The following is a 21,068-nucleotide window of genomic DNA, read 5'->3' on the forward strand; positions in this document are numbered from 1 at the left end:
GCGCACCTCCGAACCGGTCCGACGACCGGAATCGGCAACCGGAACCGGGGCCCCGGCAGCCCGGATCGGGCCGCACCCGGAGTGCAGGATTCCTTCAAGCAACCCGTCAACTCCGCAGGGCACCCCTGTACCGAACGCCGCGAACGGCGCGGCGGTCCCGGCCGGAACCGCCGGTCCGGGGGAGAGGAATCGGGGGATCGATTCGATGAGTCCGACAATGGCCGAAACCCATCGGCCGCCCGTGCCGATACGCCTGGACGTGGAACGCTGGATCACCCGGAAGATCCGCAGAACGGTCCTGGCCGTGGTGCACACGGTGACCTCCGGACAACGGCTGCTGGAGGCGATCCGGCTACTGGAGGGCGACGCCCGGGTGCAGGTGTTCTTCACCGCGGCGCCCGATGTGTTCAGCCACGGCGTGCACTCCTTCCTGGAGGAGCTCAACGGGCTGGTCCTGCCCTGGCCGCAAGCGTGTCAGATGCCCTTCGACCTGGCGCTGGCCGCGGCCCACGGAGGTCTCGACGACCTGCACGCCCCGGTGATCGTGCTGCCGCACGGCGCCGGACACAACAAGAAGGTCCCCGGCGGGCAACGCGGACGGCCGGTCGCGGAGCGGGGAGTGTACGGCCTCAACCGGGAGTGGCTCGTCCGCGACGGCAGGCTGGTGCCCGAGTCGATCGTGCTGGCGCACCATGAGGACCTGCACCGCCTGGGCCGTGACTGCCCCGAGGCGCTGCCCGCGGCCGAAGTGATCGGCGACCCCTGCTACGACCGCATCGCGGCGAGCCTGCCCCTGCGTGCCCTCTACCGCGAGGCACTGCGCACCGGGGCCCGGCAGCGGCTGGTGCTCGTCTGTTCCACCTGGGGGACGCGCTCCCTGTTCGGACGGGCCCCGGAACTCCTGGAACGGCTGGTCACCGAACTGCCGCAGGAGGACTACCGGGTGGCGGTGCTGCTTCACCCGAACATCTGGAACGCCCATGGGGAGTGGCAGATCCGCAGCTGGCTCGCGAGCCCCGGCCGGGTGGGCCTGACGGTGATCAGCCAGTACGCCGACTGGGTCGGGGCCCTGGTTGCCGCGGACTACGTCGTCGGCGACCACGGCTCCGTCTCGCTCTACGGTGCGACGACCGGCGTGCCCGTACTGATGGCGGGCGCCCCGGAGGCCGATGTGGACCCCGGCTCACCGGTGGCCGAACTGGCCGCCATCGCACCCAGGCTGGACGCGGACCGTCCGATCGGCCGGCAGCTGAGCCGGGCGACAGCGCTGTACCGCAAGCAGCGGTACGAGCAGGTGGCCGCCCGGATCACCTCCGAGCCCGGCAGGTTCGCCTGCCGGATGCGCGCGCTGATCTACCGGAAGCTCAGACTGCGTGCGCCGGCCGTCCGGCCCGCGGCGGAGCATGCGCCGTTGCCGTTCACTCTGCGGTACGACGAGCCGGGCAGGAGCATCCGATGACACCGGTCACCATGGTGCTGTCCGAGGACCCCGGGGCCCCGGGACCGTTCCGCCACACCGGTGTCGCACTGCTGCTCCCGGGCTCCGGTGTCCCGCTGGTGGACGAGCACCTCCGGGTCCGGCTGCCCGCGCCACCTCCGCTGCCCGGACTCGCCGATGTGCTCGTGGCCCGGGGGGACGGACCGGGAGGCGTCGCGGCCCTGGCGGCGCGGTACCCGGCGGCACTGGTCGTGGCGGTGCACCGGGGGGCTCGCTGCTGGCTGCGGCTCGGCCGCCACGGGCGGGTGCTGCTGGAGGCCCGCGGCCCCGGACCGTCCTGGGCGGTTCGGGCCTCGCTCGCCCACGCCTGGCTGGTGGCCGGGCTGCCCACGGCGGAGTTCGGCACGGCGCCGGTACGTGTGATCAGAACCGTCCGCGTTCAGCCCGCGGGGTCGGCGGCCGGACCGTCGCTGCCCCCGCCGTCCGGCCCCGGTTCCGGGTCCAGTGCCCTGAGCCGGTCACCCGCCTCCCGCGCCTCGTCCGAGTCCGATTGGCCGGCCTCGGAGTACAGGACCAGCGCCTTCCGGTAACGCTCACCGGCAAGTTCCGGCTGTCCGCGCCGCTCGGAGACCTGTGCCAGGCTTCCCAGCGCGCGGGCGGCCTCGTGATCGGCCGCCATGGACCGCAGCGTCTCCAGGGCGGCCAGCAGAACTTCCTCGGCCCGGTCGAGCCGCCCGAGGCCGAGGTGCGCCCGCCCGGTCAACGCGAGGGCGCGTGCGGTGTTGTAGGTGTCTCCCGCCTCCCGCAACGCGGTGTGGGCGGCATCGGCATCGGGCACGGCGGCTTCGTACCGCCCCCGCGACACGGCGACATCGGCGAGGTTGAACCGGGCCAGCCCGGCGGCCCGGTGGTCCCCGCAGTCCAGGAGTTCGGCGGCCGCCCGGCCGAAGAACCCGGCGGCCAGGTCCGGCTCGCCGAGCCGTTGATGGGCCAGGCCGCGGTAGTTGAGTGTGCGCGCGTGTCCCAGGGCGTCGCCCGAACGCCGGAAGAGCTCGGCGGCCTGCTCGAACATCTCCAGCGCCGGTCCAGGACGTCCCATGTCGAGTTCGCCCAGGCCGCCGGAGGTGAGCATCCGGCACACCGCCGCCTCGTCGTCCGTCTCCTGCGCCCCGAGCAGCCCTTCCCGGTGGGCCTCGCGCCATTCCGCGTAGAACTTGCGCCGCAGGAACAACGGCCACATCGCGTCGGCGAGCTGCCAGGCGAGCTCCGGGACCCCGGCGGAACGGGCCTGCCGGAGCACCGCCATGAGATTGGGCAGCTCCAGCTCCAGCCAGTCCAGAGCGGCGTCCGGACCGTCCCCGAAGTCCGCGACGACGGACGGGCCGGGACCGTAGGAGCGGGCCATGGTGCGGTGCTGCGGGTCGATGATCCCCTCCGCCCGGGTGGCACTGGCCAGGTAGTACCACCCGATGCGGCGCAGTGCCGCGTCCCGCTCCTCGGGGGAATCGTCCCGGTTCGCCTGCGTGATGGCGTGCAGTCGTACGAGGTCGTGGAAGCGGTACCGTTCGTTGCCCGCCGCCTGACCCGCGTCGATCAGCAGATTCGCGTCGTACAGCACGTCGAGCGGTTCGGAGGCGTCCTCGCCCAGGACCGCGTCGCCCACCGGCCCGCCGAACTCCCGCCCGGGGTGCAGCCCCAACAGCCGGTAGAGGCGGGCGGCGCTGTCCGGCAGCCCCCGGTACGAGAGATCCAGTGCCGCCTGGACGTCGTGGTCGCCCTCGATGGCGAGCGCCTCCAGCCGGTCGTGTTCCGCGGCCAGTGCCCGGACCATGGTGGTGATGCCGTGCCGGGGACGTGCCGCCAGCCGGGCACCGGCGATGCGCACCGCGAGCGGCAGTCCCGCGCACAGCTCGACCAGGGCGCGCGCCTCCTCGGGCTGCGCGGCCACCCGTCCGTCGGCGAGCGTGGAGTCCAGCAACTCGACCGCCGCCTCAGGGGCGAGGGGCTCCAGGTGGATCACCTGCCCGCCGTCCACGGTCAGCCCCGGTAACCGCCGACGACTGGTCACCACCGTCACGCACTGCCCCGCGGGCAGCAGGGGTCGCACCTGGGCCGCGGTCGCCGCGTCGTCGAGCATGACCACCAGCCGTCGGTTGGCGGTCAACGACCGGTACAACGCCAGCTGTTCGGCGAATCCGCCGGGCACCTGCGGATCCGGCACGCCGAGCGCCCGCAGGAACCGCCCCACCACCTCGGCCGGATCGACCGGTCCACCCGGCGCCTGGGCCCGCAGGTCCGCGTACAGCTGGCCACCGGGAAAGTGCGGACGCAGGCTGTGCAGCCAGGACAGCGCGACCGCGGTCTTGCCCACCCCTCCCAGCCCGCTCACCACGGCGAGGGCGGGCCGACCCTCCAGCCTCGCCCTGGTCCGATGCCTCTCCAGCGTGCCCACCTCGGCCGCCCGGTCGACGATCCGGATCGAGGGCGGCAGCTGCCAGGGCGATGTGCCCGGCTCGTCGGCCGGTTCCACGACCGACCGGATGTGAATGCCCCCGTGCACGGTGCCCGCCTGGATCGCGGGACCCTCCACCGTGCCGCTCAGGTCGTTGTCACTGCGTTCGTGCCCCCGCATCGGTCCCCCTACGAACGGTCACCGGCAATGTCCCTTGGGGACATCCTTTCCGTATGGGCGTCCGGTACCCGGCCCACCGGATACCCGACTTCGCCTCATGTCCTGATACTGCCCAAGGGATGGACGATTTGGTGCATGCCGATGGCATATGACTACCACGGGTGGCTCGGGCGGGGGCGTGAAAGGCAGCCATCACCCCGGTACGGGTGACCGCCGGGTGCTCGGAGCGGGCCGGTGAGGCCGTCGGCGTGCCCGCAGCCTGCCTCCGGGGTCGCCCGAACCGGCCCGGCGGCGCCGCAGGGCGGGAGACGTCAAAAATTCAGAACCGGCCGCGGTGGGCGGGGCGCATGACCGAAGACCGGGGACCGGTCGCGCCGGGCCATACGGACCCGTCCGTGGAGGTCCACGAAAAAGGCCCTCCGATCGGGCTTGCTGCCTGATCAGAGGGCCTGTTCGGCACCTTTTGCAAGGTGCCCCCGGCAGGATTCGAACCTGCGCACACGGCTCCGGAGGCCGATGCTCTATCCCCTGAGCTACGGGGGCGTATCGCTGTGTTGCTCGGCGACGGGGGAAACACTACCAGCTTCCGGAGGGTGTCCGTGAACAGGTATTTCCGGGCCGCCGGGAGCGGCGTCGAGGGGGCCGGGCGGAGGGTCGGGGAGGGGGCGTGCAGTGTGCGCCGGATGCATCCGGCCACCGCCTCGCGCCACCCGTCCGGGGGCGGAAGTGGGTAAAACCCGGACGCAGCCACGGGGGCGCCCCTACTCTCGGAGTGTGTCAGGGGCGTGTGGCCGCGTGCTTGTTGTCGACGACAACAAGGTCATCCGGCAGTTGATCAGGGTCAATCTCGAGCTCGAGGGCTTCGAGGTCGTGACCGCGACCGATGGTGTCGAGTGTCTGGATCTGGTGCATCGGGTCCTTCCCGATGTGATCACGCTCGATGTCGTCATGCCCCGGCTGGACGGTCTGCAGACCGCCACCAGATTGCGCTCCGACCCGCAGACCAGACATCTGCCCGTGGCGATCATCAGCGCCTGCACGCCCTACGAGGTGGACAGCGGGGTCGCCGCGGGCGTCGACGCGTTCCTGGCGAAGCCCTTCGAGCCGAGCGAGCTGGTACGGCTCGTGCGGCGGCTGGCGGAGCGGGAGGCGCCCTCGTCGCTCGACGGCAGGCACGGAGCCGGGAGGGCGGAGAGCGCCGCGGGGTGACCGCATGGCGAAACGGGGTCGCGATGTGCCCCCCTTTCTCCCCTACGCTTGTCCCGTGACCCCCGCCGATCTCTCCAGGACCGTGCTGCACGCCGTGCGCCGCGCGGTCGACGAGAACGCCCTGCGCGCGCCCGTCCCCGCGCGCGTGCGGGTGGAGCGGACCAGGCCCGGCGGGCGCGGGCACTACGCCTGCGCCGTCGCGCTCCAGCTGGCCGGACCCGCCGCGCTGCCCGCCAGGGACGTGGCCGAGATCCTCCGGGAACGGATCCGGGAGGCGCCGGGCATCGCGGGCGTCGAGGTCACCGGACCGGGCTTCCTGAACTTCACCCTGCCGGCCGCCGCGCGCGGGCTCGGGCCGCTCGTCCGGACCATCCGGGAGCGCGGAACCGGATACGGGCACGGGGACGCCCTCGCCGGCACCTCCGTCTCGTTCGCACCCGTCGAGGAGCTCCGCGCCCGGGTCGTCACCGACACCGTCGAGCGACTGCTCCGGGCCCGGGGGGCGACGGTGGGGGAGCGGACCGCGGACGGGGAGGCGCTGCACGTGGTGCCGGTGCCCGCCGCCGACCGCGACCTCTACGAGCGGCTCGGGACCGACGCCGCGCGCTGGGCGCTGCTGCGGGCCGCCCCGCACGACCGGCCCCGGGGCACGGGGGGCACGGAACTGCTCGTGCAGCAGGAGGGCAACCCGCTGTTCCGGGTGCGCTACGCGTACGCCCGGACCCGCGCGCTGAGCGGCAACGCCCGCCGGCTCGGGTTCGACGCCGGGTACGAGCAGGAGGTGGACGCGCCCGCGCTCGGCGCGCTGCTCGCCGACCACCCCGAGGTGCTCGCCGCCGCCGCCCGGCACCGCGAGCCGGACCGGGTCGCCCGGCAGCTGGAGGCCGTCGCGGCGGCCTTCTTCGACTTCCACGACAGTGCCTCGCCGCTCCCCGTCGGGGACGAGAAACCCTCGGCCGCCCACCGCTCCCGGCTCGCCCTCGCCGAAGCCGCCGGGACGGTGCTGGCCGGTGGCCTGTCCCTGCTCGGCGTCAGCGCACCCGAAGTCCTCTGAGAGACCCGAGAGAGCAGAGCAACACCATGAGCCGATCCGCACACCCCGCCGGTCCCCGCCACGCCGACGTCATGCCGGAGGGCCACTACACGGCCCCGCCCGCCGACCTCAACGCCCTGGACCCCAAGGTCTGGGCCCGTACCGTCACCCGGGACGAGGACGGCGCGGTCACCGTCGGCGGGATCGGGGTCACCCGGCTGGCCGAGGAATTCGGCACCCCTGCCTACGTCCTCGACGAGAGCGACTTCCGGGCCCGCTGCCGGGCCTGGGCCGACGCCTTCGGACAGGACGCCGACGTCTTCTACGCCGGCAAGGCGTTCCTGTCGCGCGCCGTCGTGCGCTGGCTGAAGGAAGAAGGACTCAACCTCGACGTCTGCTCCGGCGGAGAGCTGACCTGCGCCCTGGACGCCGGGATGCCCGCCGAGCGCATCGCCTTCCACGGCAACAACAAGACCGCCGAGGAGATCGAGCGGGCGGTCACCGTCGGCGTCGGGCGCATCGTGCTCGACTCCTTCCAGGAGATCGCCCGGGTCTCGCACATCGCCCAGCGGCTCGGCAAGCGGCAGCGCGTCCAGATCCGGGTGACCGTCGGCGTCGAGGCGCACACCCACGAGTTCATCGCCACCGCGCACGAGGACCAGAAGTTCGGCATCGCGCTGGCCGGGGGACAGGCCGCCGAGGCGGTGCGCCGGGCGCTCACCCTCGACGGGCTCGAACTCATCGGCATCCACTCGCACATCGGCTCGCAGATCTTCGACATGGCCGGCTTCGAGGTCTCCGCCCGGCGCGTGGTGCAGCTGCTCGCCGAGGTGCGCGACGAGCACGGCGTGGAACTGCCCGAGATCGACCTGGGCGGCGGCCTCGGCATCGCGTACACCTCCGAGGACGACCCGCGCGAGCCGCACGAGATCGCCAAGGCCCTCGGCGACATCGTGACCCGCGAGTGCGAGGCCGCCGGGCTCGCCACCCCGCGGATCTCCGTCGAGCCGGGCCGCGCCATCGTCGGACCGACCGCCTTCACGCTGTACGAGGTCGGCACCGTCAAGCCCCTGGATGGGCTGCGCACGTACGTCAGCGTCGACGGCGGCATGTCGGACAACATCCGCACCGCGCTGTACGACGCCGAGTACACCGTCGCGCTCGCCTCGCGCACCTCCGACGCCGAGCCGATGCTCGTCCGGGTCGTCGGGAAGCACTGCGAGAGCGGTGACATCGTGGTCAAGGACGCGTTCCTGCCCTCCGACATCGCCCCCGGCGACCTGATCGCGGTGCCCGCCACCGGCGCGTACTGCCGCTCGATGGCGAGCAACTACAACCACGCCCTGCGTCCGCCCGTCCTCGCCGTGCGCGACGGGGCGGCGCGAGTGATCGTCCGGCGCGAGACGGAGGAAGATCTCCTGCGTCTCGATGTCGGTTGATGAAATAGATGTCTCAGGATCCGGACGGGTAGCAGAAACTCCCGTCCGGTGAGTGAGACTGGTCCACACATCGGATGTAAAGGAAACGAGGTCGGATGATGCGTACGCGTCCGCTGAAGGTGGCGCTGCTGGGCTGTGGAGTGGTCGGCTCAGAGGTGGCGCGCATCATGACGACGCACGCCGCCGACCTCGCCGCGCGCATCGGTGCCCCGGTCGAACTCGCCGGGGTCGCCGTGCGCCGGCCCGCCAAGGTGCGCGAGGGCATCGACCCCGCACTGATCACCACCGATGCGACGGCCCTGGTCAAACGGGGCGACATCGACGTCGTCATTGAGGTCATCGGGGGCATCGAGCCCGCCCGCACCCTCATCACCACCGCCTTCGAGCACGGCGCGAGCGTCGTCTCCGCGAACAAGGCGCTGCTCGCCGAGGACGGCGCGGCCCTGCACGCCGCCGCCGAGCAGCACGGCCGGGACCTCTACTACGAGGCCGCCGTGGCCGGTGCCATCCCGCTCGTCCGGCCGCTGCGCGAGTCCCTCGCCGGGGACAAGGTCAACCGGGTCCTCGGCATCGTGAACGGCACCACCAACTTCATCCTCGACCGGATGGACACCAGCGGGGCCGGATACTCCGAGGCGCTCGACGAGGCCACCGCACTCGGTTACGCCGAGGCCGACCCGACCGCCGACGTCGAGGGCTTCGACGCCGCCGCCAAGGCCGCCATCCTCGCCGGGATCGCCTTCCACACCCGGGTCAGGATCGGCGACGTGTACCGCGAGGGCATCACCGAGGTCACCGCCGCCGACATCGTCTCCGCCCGCCGCATGGGCTGCACCGTCAAGCTCCTCGCGATCTGCGAGCGCGCCGCCGACGGAAACTCCGTCACCGCCCGCGTGCACCCCGCGATGATCCCGCTGAGCCACCCGCTGGCCTCCGTGCGCGAGGCGTACAACGCGGTCTTCGTCGAGGCCGAGGCGGCCGGACAGCTCATGTTCTACGGCCCCGGCGCCGGCGGCTCGCCCACCGCGTCCGCGGTCCTCGGCGACCTGGTCGCGGTCTGCCGCAACAAGCTCAACGAGGCCACCGGCCCCGGTGACTCCGCGTACACCCGACTGCCGGTGAGCCCCATGGGCGACGTCGTCACGCGGTACCACATCAGTCTCGACGTGGCCGACAAGCCTGGCGTGCTCGCCCAGGTCGCGACGGTCTTCGCCGAACAGGGCGTATCGATCGATACCGTCCGTCAGCAGGGCAGGAATCCGAGCGGCGGCGACGAGGCCACCGCCGGGCAGGGCGGCGAGGCCTCCCTCGTCGTCGTCACCCACCGCGCGGCCGACGCCGCCCTCTCGGCGACCGTCGAAGCGCTGCGCGGGCTCGACACCGTGCGCGGTGTCGCCAGCATCATGCGTGTTGAAGGGGAGTAAAGACCCATGACCACCAAGGGCACCCACCAGTGGCGCGGCATCATCGAGGAGTACCGGGACCGCCTTCCGGTCACGAGCACGACGCCGGTCGTCACGCTCCGTGAAGGCGGTACGCCGCTCGTCCCCGCCCAGGTCCTCTCCGAGCGCACGGGCTGCGAGGTGCACCTCAAGGTCGAGGGCGCCAACCCCACCGGCTCCTTCAAGGACCGCGGCATGACGATGGCCATCACCCGGGCCAAGGAGGAGGGCGCCAAGGCGGTCATCTGCGCCTCCACCGGCAACACCTCCGCCTCCGCCGCCGCGTACGCGGTGCGGGCCGGCATGGTCTGCGCCGTCCTCGTGCCGCAGGGCAAGATCGCGCTCGGCAAGATGGGCCAGGCACTCGTGCACGGCGCCAAGATCCTCCAGGTGGACGGCAATTTCGACGACTGCCTGACGCTGGCCCGCTCGCTCTCGGACAACTACCCGGTGGCGCTGGTCAATTCGGTCAACCCGGTCCGCATCGAGGGCCAGAAGACCGCCGCGTTCGAGATCGTCGACGCGCTCGGCGACGCCCCGGACGTCCACGTCCTCCCGGTCGGCAACGCGGGCAACATCACCGCCTACTGGAAGGGTTACAAGGAGTACGCCGGGGACGGCGTGTCCACGCACACCCCGCGCATGTGGGGCTTCCAGGCGTCCGGCTCCGCGCCCATCGTCCGCGGCGAGATCGTCAAGGACCCGTCGACCGTCGCCACCGCGATCCGGATCGGCAACCCGGCCTCCTGGCAGTACGCGCTGAACGCCCGGGACGAATCGGGCGGTTTCATCGACGAGGTGACGGACCGCCAGATTCTGTCCGCCTACCGTCTGTTGGCCTCGCAGGAGGGCGTCTTCGTCGAGCCCGCGTCGGCCGCGTCCGTGGCCGGTCTGCTGAAGGCCGCCGAGGAGGGCAAGGTCGACCCGGGCCAGAAGATCGTCTGCACGGTCACCGGGAACGGCCTCAAGGACCCCGACTGGGCCGTCGCGGGCGCCCCGCAGCCGGTCACGGTCCCCGTCGACGCGGCCACCGCCGCCGAGAAGCTGGGCCTCGCGTAGGGCTTCCGGGCCCGGCCGGTGCGGCTCTTTCCGGCCGGCCGGGCCCGGAAGCGCCCGCGCCGGCCGTTCGCGGCGGGCCGGGGCGAGCGGCCGACGGAAATCCGGCCCGCTGCCGCCGAGGGAAGGGGAACCCCGTTCCGGCGCCGGAAAGTCCTGCTGCGGAAGGGCCCGGTGAATTCGTTCGGCGAAGGCCCGCGGAGCTGCCCGGCAAAGCCGCTCCGCAAACCCCGGCGTCCCAGTCGGCAAACGCCCGTACGGCGTTGCCGGAAAGCCTTCCCCGGTGAGCGGAATCCAGCTCAACCGCCCTTTTCGGGACGGAGAGCGCATAGGAGGCGTGCGACACGCATCGTGCGCCTCCTGTGCGCCCTATGTCGCCACAGAACCTTCCTTCGATAAGCTGTACTCAAGCCGTACCACCGCATCTGCCGCGGTGCAGGGGCCGTTGTGGCCATCGGGTTCCCCGGAATTCCACTCCCCGCCGCCACAACCTCCCGCCGACAGCCACATCGCTTCACCACCCCCGCCGCCTCACAAGGAGAGTCGTCCAACCGATGGCCGGTCCTGCCTTCCGAGCCGCCGCCGTCCGGGTGCGCGTCCCCGCGACCAGCGCCAACCTGGGCCCGGGTTTCGACGCCTTCGGCCTGTCGCTGGGTCTCTACGACGACGTCGTCGTACGCGTCGCCGACTCCGGACTGCACATCGACATCGCGGGCGAGGGCGCCGACACCCTGCCCCGCGACGAGAGGCACCTCCTCGTGCGCTCCCTGCGCACGGCCTTCGACCTGCTCGGCGGACAGCCCCGCGGCCTGGAGATCGTCTGCGCCAACCGCATCCCGCACGGGCGCGGCCTCGGCTCCTCCTCGGCCGCCATCTGCGCCGGGATCGTCGCCGCCCGCGCCGTGACGACCGGCGCCGACGCCCGGCTCGACGACGCCGCGCTGCTGGAGCTCGCCACCGAGATCGAGGGCCACCCCGACAACGTCGCGGCCTGTCTGCTCGGCGGATTCACCCTTGCGTGGATGGACGGCGGATCGGCGCGCGCGATCAGGATGGACCCCGCAGAATCCATCGTTCCGGTGGTTTTCGTACCCAGTGAGCCGGTCCTGACCGAGACCGCCCGCGGACTGCTGCCGCGCACGGTCCCGCACGTCGACGCCGCCTTCAACGCCGGCCGGGCCGCACTCCTCGTCGAGGCCCTGACCAGGCGGCCGGAGCTGCTGCTCACCGCCACCGAGGACCGGCTGCACCAGGAATACCGCGCCCCGGCGATGCCGCAGAGCGTGGAGCTCGTGAACCGACTGCGCGCCGAGGGCGTTCCCGCGGTCATCTCCGGTGCCGGGCCGACGGTGCTCGCACTGGCCGAGGACGGTGCGGCCGACAAGGTCGCACAGCTGGCGGGCGAGGGGTGGGCGGCCAACCGTCTCGCCCTCGACGCCCCGGGCGCGAGTGTGCTGCCGCTCGCCCCGTAGCCGAGAAGTGATTGCCGGTGAGTGAGAGGGGGAATGTTTGTTGGAGCCGGTAGTGTTAACCTCAAGTCTGCAACCGACGTCTATGTGGCGCGTTGCTTCGTGTCCCTTTCCGGGACCACCAATTCTTCCGGGAGCCTCCCCAACTGCCTGAGCAGCCCGCCTGAGCAGTTTCGTGCACGCTCCGGAACCGGCACGACACCCCTCGCTCGTCCAGGAGTGGGCCGAGCAGGGGGATCTCGCGCCGGGCCCTTGCACACCTTCATCTCTCCGCCGTACCCGGCGGACCACCGCCCCGGCACGGTCCGCAAGAAAAGACCGCAGTCGGACAGCACAACCGGTCGCCGAGCCAGAAGGCCGACGTCCGCTCCAGGGAAGGACCCTTCGTGAGCGACACCACCGATCTGATGGGCGTGACTGCCGACAAGAGCGTCGACAGCGCCGCGCCCGCCGAAGGTGCTGCCACTGGCACCACCACACGGCGCCGCCGCTCCGGCACCGGCCTTGACGGCATGGTCCTGGCCGAGCTGCAGCAGGTCGCGTCCGGCCTCGGTATCAGGGGCACTGCGCGGATGCGCAAGGGCCAGTTGATCGAGGTCATCAAGGAGGCGCAGGCCGGTAGCTCCGCCGCGCCCAAGGCCGCCGCGCCCGCCGCGGAGGCCGAGACCAAGCCCAAGCGCCGGGCCACCTCCAAGGCGCGCACCGGGGACGACTCCGCCGCCGCGCCCGCCGAGAAGGCCGCGGCCCAGCAGCAGATCGACATCCCCGGCCAGCCGGCCAGCGACGACCAGCCCACGGGCGAGCGCCGTCGGCGCCGTGCGACCGCGCAGGCGGGCAGCCCGGAGACCAAGGCCGAGAGCAAGCCCGCCGAGGCCAAGGCGGAGGCGCCGGCCGAGCCGAAGGGCGAGGAGCGTGCCGAGGCCAAGGCCGAGACGGCCGCCGACACGGCCGAGGGCCGTCGCGGCGACCGCCAGGAGCGCGGCCAGCGCGGCGACCGCCAGGAGCGCGGCGAGCGCGGGGATCGCCGCGACCGGCAGCGCGACCGCCGCGGCAAGGGCGACGACCAGGGCCAGCAGGCCGGCCAGCGCCAGCAGCGCCAGGGCCAGCAGGGCGGCGGCGGCCCGCAGGACGACGGCTACGACGACGAGGCGGGCGGCCGGCGCGGCCGTCGGGGCCGCTACCGCGACCGCCGCGGCCGTCGGGGCCGCGACGAGTTCGCGGGCGAGGTCCCGGTCTCGGACGACGACGTCCTGATCCCCGTCGCGGGCATCCTGGACATCCTCGACAACTACGCGTTCATCCGGACCTCCGGCTACCTGCCGGGCCCGAACGACGTGTACGTCTCGCTCGCCCAGGTCCGCAAGAACGGCCTGCGCAAGGGCGACCACGTCACCGGTGCGGTGCGCCAGCCCAAGGACGGCGAGCGCCGTGAGAAGTTCAACGCCCTGGTGCGTCTGGACTCGGTGAACGGCATGGCGCCCGAAAGCGGCCGAGGCCGCCCGGAGTTCCAGAAGCTGACGCCGCTCTACCCGCAGGACCGGCTCCGTCTGGAGACCGACTCCAACGTCCTGACGACGCGGATCATCGACCTGGTGGCCCCGATCGGCAAGGGCCAGCGCGGTCTGATCGTGGCCCCGCCGAAGACCGGCAAGACCATGATCCTGCAGGCGATCGCCAACGCGATCACGGTCAACAGCCCCGAGTGCCACCTGATGGTCGTCCTGGTCGACGAGCGTCCGGAAGAGGTCACCGACATGCAGCGGTCGGTGAAGGGCGAGGTCATCTCCTCCACCTTCGACCGCCCCGCCGAGGACCACACCACCGTCGCCGAGCTGGCCATCGAGCGCGCCAAGCGCCTCGTCGAGCTGGGTCACGACGTGGTCGTCCTGCTGGACTCGATCACCCGTCTGGGACGCGCGTACAACCTCGCCGCCCCCGCCTCCGGCCGCATCCTGTCCGGTGGTGTCGACTCGACCGCGCTGTACCCGCCGAAGCGCTTCTTCGGCGCGGCGCGCAACATCGAGGACGGCGGCTCGCTGACCATCCTGGCCACCGCGCTCGTCGAGACCGGCTCGCGCATGGACGAGGTGATCTTCGAGGAGTTCAAGGGCACCGGCAACATGGAGCTCAAGCTCGACCGGAAGCTCTCGGACAAGCGCATCTTCCCGGCGGTGGACGTCGACGCGTCCAGCACCCGCAAGGAGGAAATCCTGCTGGGCGGCGAGGAATTGGCGATCGTCTGGAAGCTGCGCCGGGTGCTGCACGCGCTCGACCAGCAGCAGGCGATCGAGCTCCTCCTGGACCGGATGAAGAAGACCCAGTCCAACGCGGAGTTCCTGCTCCAGATCCAGAAGACGACGCCGGCGCCGGGCAACGGCAACGACTGACGTCGCAGCGGACCGGCCGGACCGGTCGAACCGCGGGGCCGCCCCCGTCACTTCGGTGACGGGGGCGGCCCCGTTCCGCGTACCGGCCCCGCCGGCCCGTTCGTCCGGTCCGAGACCTTCGCCACACGGCGGCCGTCGCACCGGACGCCGCAGCGGTGCCCGCAAAGAGCGAGAAACCGCAGGTGAGCGGGGTGTGACCGACTGTCCACCGGTGTCGACCGCTCCGTATTTCCTCACACGGACCCAACAGTCGGCTGTGCAACCCTTCTTCGTACCGCCGCGTCGTACCAAGTACCGACAAGTCGCCAAAGACGGCGAAAAGGGGACCGGGGCGTGCCGTCGGCGCGGACCCGTCCGGCGGCCGGGGCCGAGCGGTCCGGCGGACGCCGACGAGCGAGGGAGAGGGGTGGCCGTGGCCGAGCAGAGAGGGGGCGGCGGGCGAATACGCCCCACCGGCAAGCGCCGGAAGAAGCCCTCCCGTCGCCGCAGGGCAACAGTGATCGCGGCCTGGAGCCTGGCCGGTGTCGTGGTCCTCGGCGGTGCCGGGCTCGGATACGCCTACGTCACGCTCAACGGCAACCTCAAGGCCGTCGACATCAACGCGGCGCTCGGCAAGGACCGCCCCGACGACATCGACGACGGCTCCGAGGACATCCTCGTGCTCGGCTCCGACTCCCGGTCCGGCGCCAACTCCGAGTACGGCGTCGACGAGGGCACGGCGCGCTCCGACACCGCGATGGTCCTGCACATCAACAAGGGCCACGAAACGGCCTCCGTCGTCTCCATCCCGCGCGACACCCTCATCACCCGCCCCGACTGCACCAGCGACACCACGGGGGAGCCCGTCGCCGGCGAGCAGCGCGCGATGTTCAACACGGCGTACGAGGCCGGCGGGCCGGCCTGCGCGGTCAAGACCGTCGAGTCCATGTCCGGCATCCGCATGGACCACTACCTCGAAGTCGACTTCACCGGCTTCAAGAAGCTCATCGACGAGCTGGGCGGTGTGGAGATCACCACCACCCGGGCGATCGACGACCCCAAGAGCCACCTGAACCTCGAACCGGGCACCCACACCCTGGACGGCGAGCAGGCCCTCGGCCTCGTCCGTACCCGCAAGAGCGTCGGCGACGGCAGCGACCTCGGCCGCATCCAGCTCCAGCAGGCGTTCGTCAAGGCACTGATGGAGCAGGTCAGGAGCGTCGGGGTGTTCTCGAACCCGAAGAAGCTGTTCGACCTCGCGGACACCGCCACCAAGGCCGTCACCACCGACTCCGACCTCGGCTCGGTCGAGGAGCTCACCTCCTTCGCCAACGGGCTCAAGGGCCTCGCCCCGAAGGACGTCCACATGGTGACCCTGCCCGTGCAGTACGACCCGGCCGACCCGAACCGCGTCGTGCCGCTGGAGAAGTCCGCCCGGCAGGTGTGGGCGGCGCTGAAGGCGGACCGGCCGATCCCCGCCTCCGCCACCCGGGGGTCGGCGGGCGACAAGGGCGTCGCGGGCGGCATCGTCCGGTGACCCCGGGGCGGCCGTGGAACGGATGACCGGGCGACCCGGGCGGGGCGGGCCGTGCGCGACGACCGGTGGGCCGGGAAGCGCCGACCGGAAGCGCGGAAGTGCTGACCGGCGGACCGGGAAGGGATGCCCGGAAGGCGGGGGAGCGGAGGACCGGACAAGCCGGGAATAGCTGCGGACCGCCCCCGGTTTTGGGAGATACGGCCGGTCCTGGCAGACTGGTACGTCGGCCCCGGTTCACGGACGCGCAATCCGTGCGTGCGACCCGGCGCCCTCCCGAACCTAGGAGAAACCCTTGAAGCGCGACATCCACCCCGAGTACGTCGAGACGCAGGTCAGCTGCACCTGTGGCGCGTCGTTCACCACCCGGAGCACCCTCGCGAGCGGCAGCATCCGCGCCGACGTCTGCTCCGAGTGCCACCCGTTCTACACGGGCAAGCAGAAGATCCTCGACACCGGTGGCCGCGTGGCCCGCTTCGAGGCCCGCTTCGGCAAGGCTGCCGGCTCCGCCAGCAAGTAGCGAGCCACTGCGCCGGTTCTCGGTGCCCTCTTCCGGGGGCATCGAGACCGGCGTTTTTTCCGGCCGGGGGCCGCAGGGCCCACCACGTTCCCGCCCGGCCGGCCCCACGCCGTCCAGCAGGCACGCAGAGTGAAGGAACCAGGAGCCCGAAGATGTTCGAGGCGGTCGAGGAACTGATCGGCGAGCAGACCGATCTGGAGAAGCAGCTTGCGGACCCGGCGGTCCACGCGGACCAGGCCAACGCGCGCAAGCTCAACAAGCGCTACGCGGAGCTCACCCCGATCGTCGCGACGTACCGCTCCTGGAAGCAGGCCGGCGACGACATCGAGACGGCCCGCGAGCTCGCCGCCGACGACCCCGACTTCGCCGCCGAGGTCAAGGAGCTGGAGAAGCAGCGCGAGGAGCTCACCGAGAAGCTCCGCCTCCTCCTGGTCCCCCGCGACCCCAGCGACGACAAGGACGTGCTCCTGGAGATCAAGGCGGGCGCGGGCGGCGACGAGTCCGCCCTGTTCGCCGGCGACCTGCTGCGCATGTACCTGCGCTACGCCGAGCGCGTCGGCTGGAAGACCGAGATCATCGACTCCACCGAGTCCGAGCTCGGCGGCTACAAGGACGTCCAGGTCGCCGTGAAGACCAAGGGCGGCAACGGCGCCACCGAGCCCGGCCAGGGCGTGTGGGCCCGGCTGAAGTACGAGGGCGGGGTGCACCGCGTGCAGCGGGTGCCCTCCACCGAGTCCCAGGGCCGCATCCACACCTCCGCCGCCGGTGTGCTCGTCACGCCCGAGGCCGAGGAGGTCGACGTCGAGATCCACGCCAACGACCTCCGCATCGACGTCTACCGCTCCTCGGGCCCCGGCGGCCAGTCCGTCAACACCACCGACTCCGCGGTCCGCATCACCCACCTGCCGACCGGCGTCGTCGCCTCCTGCCAGAACGAGAAGAGCCAGCTCCAGAACAAGGAGCAGGCCATGCGCATCCTGCGTTCCCGGCTGCTCGCCGCCGCGCAGGAGGCCGCCGAGCAGGAAGCCTCGGACGTACGTCGCAGCCAGGTGCGCACGGTCGACCGTTCCGAGAAGATCCGTACGTACAACTTCCCGGAAAACCGGATCTCGGACCACCGCGTCGGCTTCAAGGCGTACAACTTGGACCAGGTGCTCGACGGCGACCTGGACGCCGTGATCCAGGCCTGCGTCGACGCCGACTCGGCAGCCAAGCTCGCCGCCGCGTAAACAAGTCAGCCCCGCCCGTAACACCGTACGGAGAACCGCGATGAACCTGCTGCTCGCCGAGGTGGCCCAGGCCACCCAGCGGCTGGCCGACGCCGGTGTGCCCTCGCCGCGATTCGACGCGGAGGAACTCGCCGCGTTCGTGCACGGCGTCAAGCGGGGCGAGCTGCACCGGGTGCCGGACGCGGACTTCGACGCCCGTTACTGGGAGGCCGTCGCCCGCCGCGAGGCCCGCGAACCGCTCCAGCACATCACCGGCCGCGCCTTCTTCCGCTACCTGGAGCTCCAGGTCGGCCCCGGCGTCTTCGTGCCGCGCCCGGAGACCGAGTCGGTCGTCGGCTGGGCGATAGACGCCGTGCGCGCGATGGACGTCGTCGAACCGGTCGTCGTCGACCTCTGCAGCGGCTCGGGCGCCATCGCCCTGGCCATGGCCCAGGAGGTGCCGCGCTCGCGCGTGCACGCGGTAGAGCTCTCCGACGACGCCCTGAAGTGGACCCGGAAGAACGCCGACGGGTCCAGGGTCACCGTCCACCAGGGGGACGCGCTGACCGCCCTGCCCGAACTCGACGGCCAGGTCGACCTGGTCATCTCCAACCCGCCGTACATCCCGCTCACCGAGTGGGAGTACGTGGCGCCCGAGGCCCGCGACCACGACCCGGAGATGGCACTGTTCTCCGGCGAGGACGGCCTCGACACCATCCGCGGCATCGAACGCACCGCGCACCGCCTGCTGCGCCCCGGCGGACTCGTCGTCATCGAGCACGCCGACACCCAGGGCGGCCAGGTGCCGTGGATCTTCACCGAGGAACGGGGCTGGGCGGACGCGGCCGACCACCCCGACCTGAACAACCGGCCGAGGTTCGCCACGGCCCGCAAGGCCATGCCGTGACCGGGGACCACCGTACGTCCGGCCCGTACCCGTCATACCCGTACACGCTCGAGGAGGCCGACTGATGGCACGGCGATACGACTGCAACGACGCGACCGACCGCAAGACGGGCCTGCGGGAGGCAGCGTCGGCCGTCCGCCGCGGCGAACTGGTCGTGCTGCCCACCGACACCGTGTACGGCATCGGCGCGGACGCCTTCAGCGCCGAGGGCATCGCCGACCTGCTGGACGCCAAGGGTCGCGGCCGCAACATGCCGACCCCGGTCCTGATCGGCTCCCCGAACACCCTGCACGGCCTGGTCACCGACTTCTCCGAGCAGGCCTGGGAGCTCGTCGACGCCTTCTGGCCCGGCGCCCTCACGCTCGTCGCCAAGCACCAGCCGTCGCTCCAGTGGGACCTCGGCGACACCCGCGGCACCGTCGCCATCCGGATGCCGCTGCACCCGGTCGCCATCGAGCTGCTCACGGAGGTCGGCCCGATGGGCGTCTCCAGCGCCAACCTCACCGGCCACCCGGCCCCCGAGGACTGCGACGCGGCCCAGGAGATGCTCGGGGACTCCGTCTCCGTCTACCTGGACGGCGGCCCGACGCCCGGCATCGTGCCCTCGTCGATCGTCGACGTGACCGGCAAGGTCCCCGTGCTGCTGAGGGCCGGCGCGCTCTCCGTCGAGGAACTCCGCAAGGTGGTACCCGACCTCGAGGTGGCGAATTGACCGCCCCTGAGGGGCGTGGCATAACGGGGCGGGCCGACACCTTCCGCATCCTCCACGTCAGCACCGGCAACGTCTGCCGCTCACCGATCACCGAGCGGCTGACCCGGCACGCCCTGGTGGACCGCCTCGGCGATCCGCTCGGCGGCGGGCTGATCGTGGAGAGCGCGGGCACCTGGGGGCACGAGGGGGCACCCATGGAGGCCAACGCGGAGACCGTCCTCACCGACTTCGGGGCCGACCCGGCCGGCTTCGTCGGCCGGGAACTCCTCGACGAGCACGTGATCCGCGCCGATCTGGTGCTCACCGCCACCCGTGACCACCGCGCCCAGGTGATCTCGATGGGGCACTCGGCCGGCCTGCGCACCTTCACCCTCAAGGAATTCACCCGGCTGGTCCGGGCGATAGACCCCGCCACCCTGCCGGACCCGCGGGACGAGGGCGTCGTGGAGCGCGCCCGCGCGCTGGTCCGCGCCGCCGCCGCGCTGCGCGGCTGGCTGCTGGCCCCCACCGCCGATGCGGACGAGGTGTACGACCCGTACGGGGCCCCGATCACCTTCTTCCGTTCCATCGGCGACGAAATCAACCAGGCCCTCGACCCGGTGGTCACCGCGCTGACGGGCGTTCCCGCACACCACTGACGCGCGCGCCCGCCCGCCTCCGCAAGGCCCGCCCGCCCCGCAAGGCCCGCCCGTGCCACTCCGGCGGCCGTACGCACCGGCCGGGCACCCAAGGGGCCGACGGAGGGACGACGGCGCCGCACAGCGGGCAGGGGGGCCGTCGCGGGCCTACATTGGAGCTGACGCCAGCGCACCCCCTCCAGGTCCGGAGTTCCCCGATGCCGGTCACCACCCCCGCCGCACCCCCCTCCGCCCCCGGGACCGCCCTGCCGCAGGACTTCGACGCCCTGCGCCGGGAGGACCCGGAGATCGCCGACGTGCTGCTGGGGGAGCTGCGCCGGCAGTCGGACACCCTCCAGCTGACCGCCGCCGAGAACTTCACCTCTCCCGCGGTCCTCGCCGCCCTCGGCTCGCCGCTCGCCAACAAGTACGCCGAGGGCTACCCCGGCGCCCGCCACCACGGCGGCTGCGAACAGGCCGACGCCGCCGAACGCATCGCCTGCCGCCGGGCCACCGCCCTCTTCGGCGCCGAGCACGCCAACGTCCAGGCGCACTCCGGCTCCTCCGCGGTCCTCGCCGCGTACGCCGCCCTGCTGCGCCCCGGCGACACGGTGCTCGCGATGGGACTCCCGTACGGCGGCCACCTCACCCACGGCTCGCCCGCCAACTTCTCCGGCCGCTGGTTCGAGTTCGTCGGCTACGGGGTGGACTCCGAGAGCGGCCTGATCGACTACGCGCAGGTGCGCGCCCTGGCCCGTACGCACCGGCCCAAGGCGATCGTGAGCGGTTCGATCTCCTACCCCCGCCATCCCGACCACGCCCTGTTCCGGGAGATCGCCGACGAGGTGGGCGCGTACCTGATCGCCGACTCCGCGCACCCGATGGGGCTGATCGCCGGGGGAGCGGCGCCGAGCCCGGTGCCGTACGCCGATGTGGTCTGCGCGACCACGCACAAGGTGCTGCGCGGGCCGCGCGGCGGGATGATTCTGTGCGGGGCGGAGCTGGCGGAGCGGATCGACCGGGCGGTCTTCCCGTTCACCCAGGGCGGTGCGCAGATGCACACGATCGCCGCGAAGGCCGTCGCGTTCGGGGAGGCGGCCACCCCGGCGTTCACGGCTTACGCCCACCGGGTGGTGGAGCGTGCCCGGGCGCTGGCGGCCGGCCTGGAGGCGGAGGGCTTCGAGATCACCACGGGCGGCACGGACACCCACCTGATCGTCGCCGACCCGGCCCCGCTGGGCGTCGACGGGCCGGGCGCCCGGGCCCGGCTGGCGGCGGCGGGCGTGGTGCTGGACACCTGCGCGCTGCCGTACGGGGACGCCCGCGGCATCCGGCTCGGGACCGCGGCCGTGACCACCCAGGGCATGGACGAGACCGACATGGCGCGGCTCGCGGCGCTCCTCGGGACGGCGGTGCGACAGGAGGGCGACGTCCGTGACGAGGTGCGGGAACTGGTCGGGAAGCACCCGCCCTATCCGGGGTAGGG

General features: G+C 72.3%; 16 protein-coding genes and 1 tRNA gene. 15 read left to right on the plus strand and 2 right to left on the minus strand.

The annotated features are described in order from the left end of the window. The first annotated feature begins 205 nt into the window (after positions 1 to 205). Positions 206 to 1,459, plus strand: a complete 1,254-nt coding sequence (locus OCT49_RS24730; protein WP_283854022.1) for a hypothetical protein — start codon at positions 206 to 208, stop codon at positions 1,457 to 1,459. 418 nt (positions 1,460 to 1,877) lie between these two features. Here the strand turns inward: OCT49_RS24730 and OCT49_RS24735 are convergent, their stop codons facing one another. Further along, complete coding sequence (locus tag OCT49_RS24735; protein ID WP_283854023.1) at positions 1,878 to 4,070, minus strand: ATP-binding protein; 2,193 nt, start codon at positions 4,068 to 4,070, stop codon at positions 1,878 to 1,880. 471 nt (positions 4,071 to 4,541) lie between these two features. Continuing rightward, positions 4,542 to 4,613: transfer RNA gene (locus OCT49_RS24740), tRNA-Arg, on the minus strand. A 231-nt stretch (positions 4,614 to 4,844) separates the two neighbouring features. Here OCT49_RS24740 and OCT49_RS24745 point away from each other — a divergent pair. The 14 genes from OCT49_RS24745 (at position 4,845) to glyA (ending at position 21,066) form a co-directional block, all read left to right on the plus strand. Beyond that, a complete protein-coding gene (locus tag OCT49_RS24745; protein ID WP_283854024.1) occupies positions 4,845 to 5,279 on the plus strand; it encodes a response regulator in 435 nt (144 codons plus the stop codon). Positions 5,280 to 5,334: 55 nt separating this feature from the next. Continuing rightward, complete coding sequence (gene nrtL, locus OCT49_RS24750) at positions 5,335 to 6,333, plus strand: ArgS-related anticodon-binding protein NrtL (protein WP_283854025.1); 999 nt, start codon at positions 5,335 to 5,337, stop codon at positions 6,331 to 6,333. A gap of 26 nt (positions 6,334 to 6,359) precedes the next feature. Continuing rightward, positions 6,360 to 7,751, plus strand: coding sequence for a diaminopimelate decarboxylase (gene lysA, locus OCT49_RS24755; RefSeq protein ID WP_283854026.1), 1,392 nt, complete (start codon positions 6,360 to 6,362; stop codon positions 7,749 to 7,751). A 95-nt stretch (positions 7,752 to 7,846) separates the two neighbouring features. Continuing rightward, a complete protein-coding gene (locus tag OCT49_RS24760; RefSeq protein ID WP_283854027.1) occupies positions 7,847 to 9,175 on the plus strand; it encodes a homoserine dehydrogenase in 1,329 nt (442 codons plus the stop codon). A 6-nt stretch (positions 9,176 to 9,181) separates the two neighbouring features. Beyond that, a complete protein-coding gene (gene thrC, locus OCT49_RS24765; protein WP_283854028.1) occupies positions 9,182 to 10,252 on the plus strand; it encodes a threonine synthase in 1,071 nt (356 codons plus the stop codon). Positions 10,253 to 10,803: 551 nt separating this feature from the next. Then, on the plus strand, positions 10,804 to 11,721 hold the full coding sequence (gene thrB, locus OCT49_RS24770) for a homoserine kinase (protein WP_283854029.1): 918 nt from the start codon (positions 10,804 to 10,806) through the stop codon (positions 11,719 to 11,721). 383 nt (positions 11,722 to 12,104) lie between these two features. Then, entirely contained in the window at positions 12,105 to 14,105 is a 2,001-nt protein-coding gene (gene rho / locus OCT49_RS24775) for a transcription termination factor Rho (RefSeq protein WP_283854030.1), read from the plus strand. A gap of 412 nt (positions 14,106 to 14,517) precedes the next feature. Next, positions 14,518 to 15,621, plus strand: a complete 1,104-nt coding sequence (locus OCT49_RS24780) for an LCP family protein (protein ID WP_283854031.1) — start codon at positions 14,518 to 14,520, stop codon at positions 15,619 to 15,621. 292 nt (positions 15,622 to 15,913) lie between these two features. Beyond that, positions 15,914 to 16,138, plus strand: coding sequence for a 50S ribosomal protein L31 (rpmE, locus tag OCT49_RS24785; protein WP_283854032.1), 225 nt, complete (start codon positions 15,914 to 15,916; stop codon positions 16,136 to 16,138). 152 nt (positions 16,139 to 16,290) lie between these two features. Next, positions 16,291 to 17,367, plus strand: coding sequence for a peptide chain release factor 1 (gene prfA, locus OCT49_RS24790; RefSeq protein ID WP_283854033.1), 1,077 nt, complete (start codon positions 16,291 to 16,293; stop codon positions 17,365 to 17,367). Positions 17,368 to 17,407: 40 nt separating this feature from the next. Then, on the plus strand, positions 17,408 to 18,253 hold the full coding sequence (gene prmC, locus OCT49_RS24795; protein WP_283854034.1) for a peptide chain release factor N(5)-glutamine methyltransferase: 846 nt from the start codon (positions 17,408 to 17,410) through the stop codon (positions 18,251 to 18,253). A 64-nt stretch (positions 18,254 to 18,317) separates the two neighbouring features. After that, a complete protein-coding gene (locus OCT49_RS24800) occupies positions 18,318 to 18,965 on the plus strand; it encodes an L-threonylcarbamoyladenylate synthase (RefSeq protein ID WP_283854035.1) in 648 nt (215 codons plus the stop codon). After that, a complete protein-coding gene (locus OCT49_RS24805) occupies positions 18,962 to 19,603 on the plus strand; it encodes an arsenate reductase/protein-tyrosine-phosphatase family protein (RefSeq protein WP_283854036.1) in 642 nt (213 codons plus the stop codon). Before OCT49_RS24800 ends, OCT49_RS24805 begins: the two co-directional genes overlap by 4 nt. 197 nt (positions 19,604 to 19,800) lie before the next feature. Continuing rightward, positions 19,801 to 21,066, plus strand: a complete 1,266-nt coding sequence (gene glyA, locus OCT49_RS24810; RefSeq protein WP_283854037.1) for a serine hydroxymethyltransferase — start codon at positions 19,801 to 19,803, stop codon at positions 21,064 to 21,066. Positions 21,067 to 21,068 lie beyond the last annotated feature (2 nt).

The sequence above is a fragment of the Streptomyces sp. ML-6 genome (assembly GCF_030116705.1).
Lineage (GTDB): Bacteria > Actinomycetota > Actinomycetes > Streptomycetales > Streptomycetaceae > Streptomyces.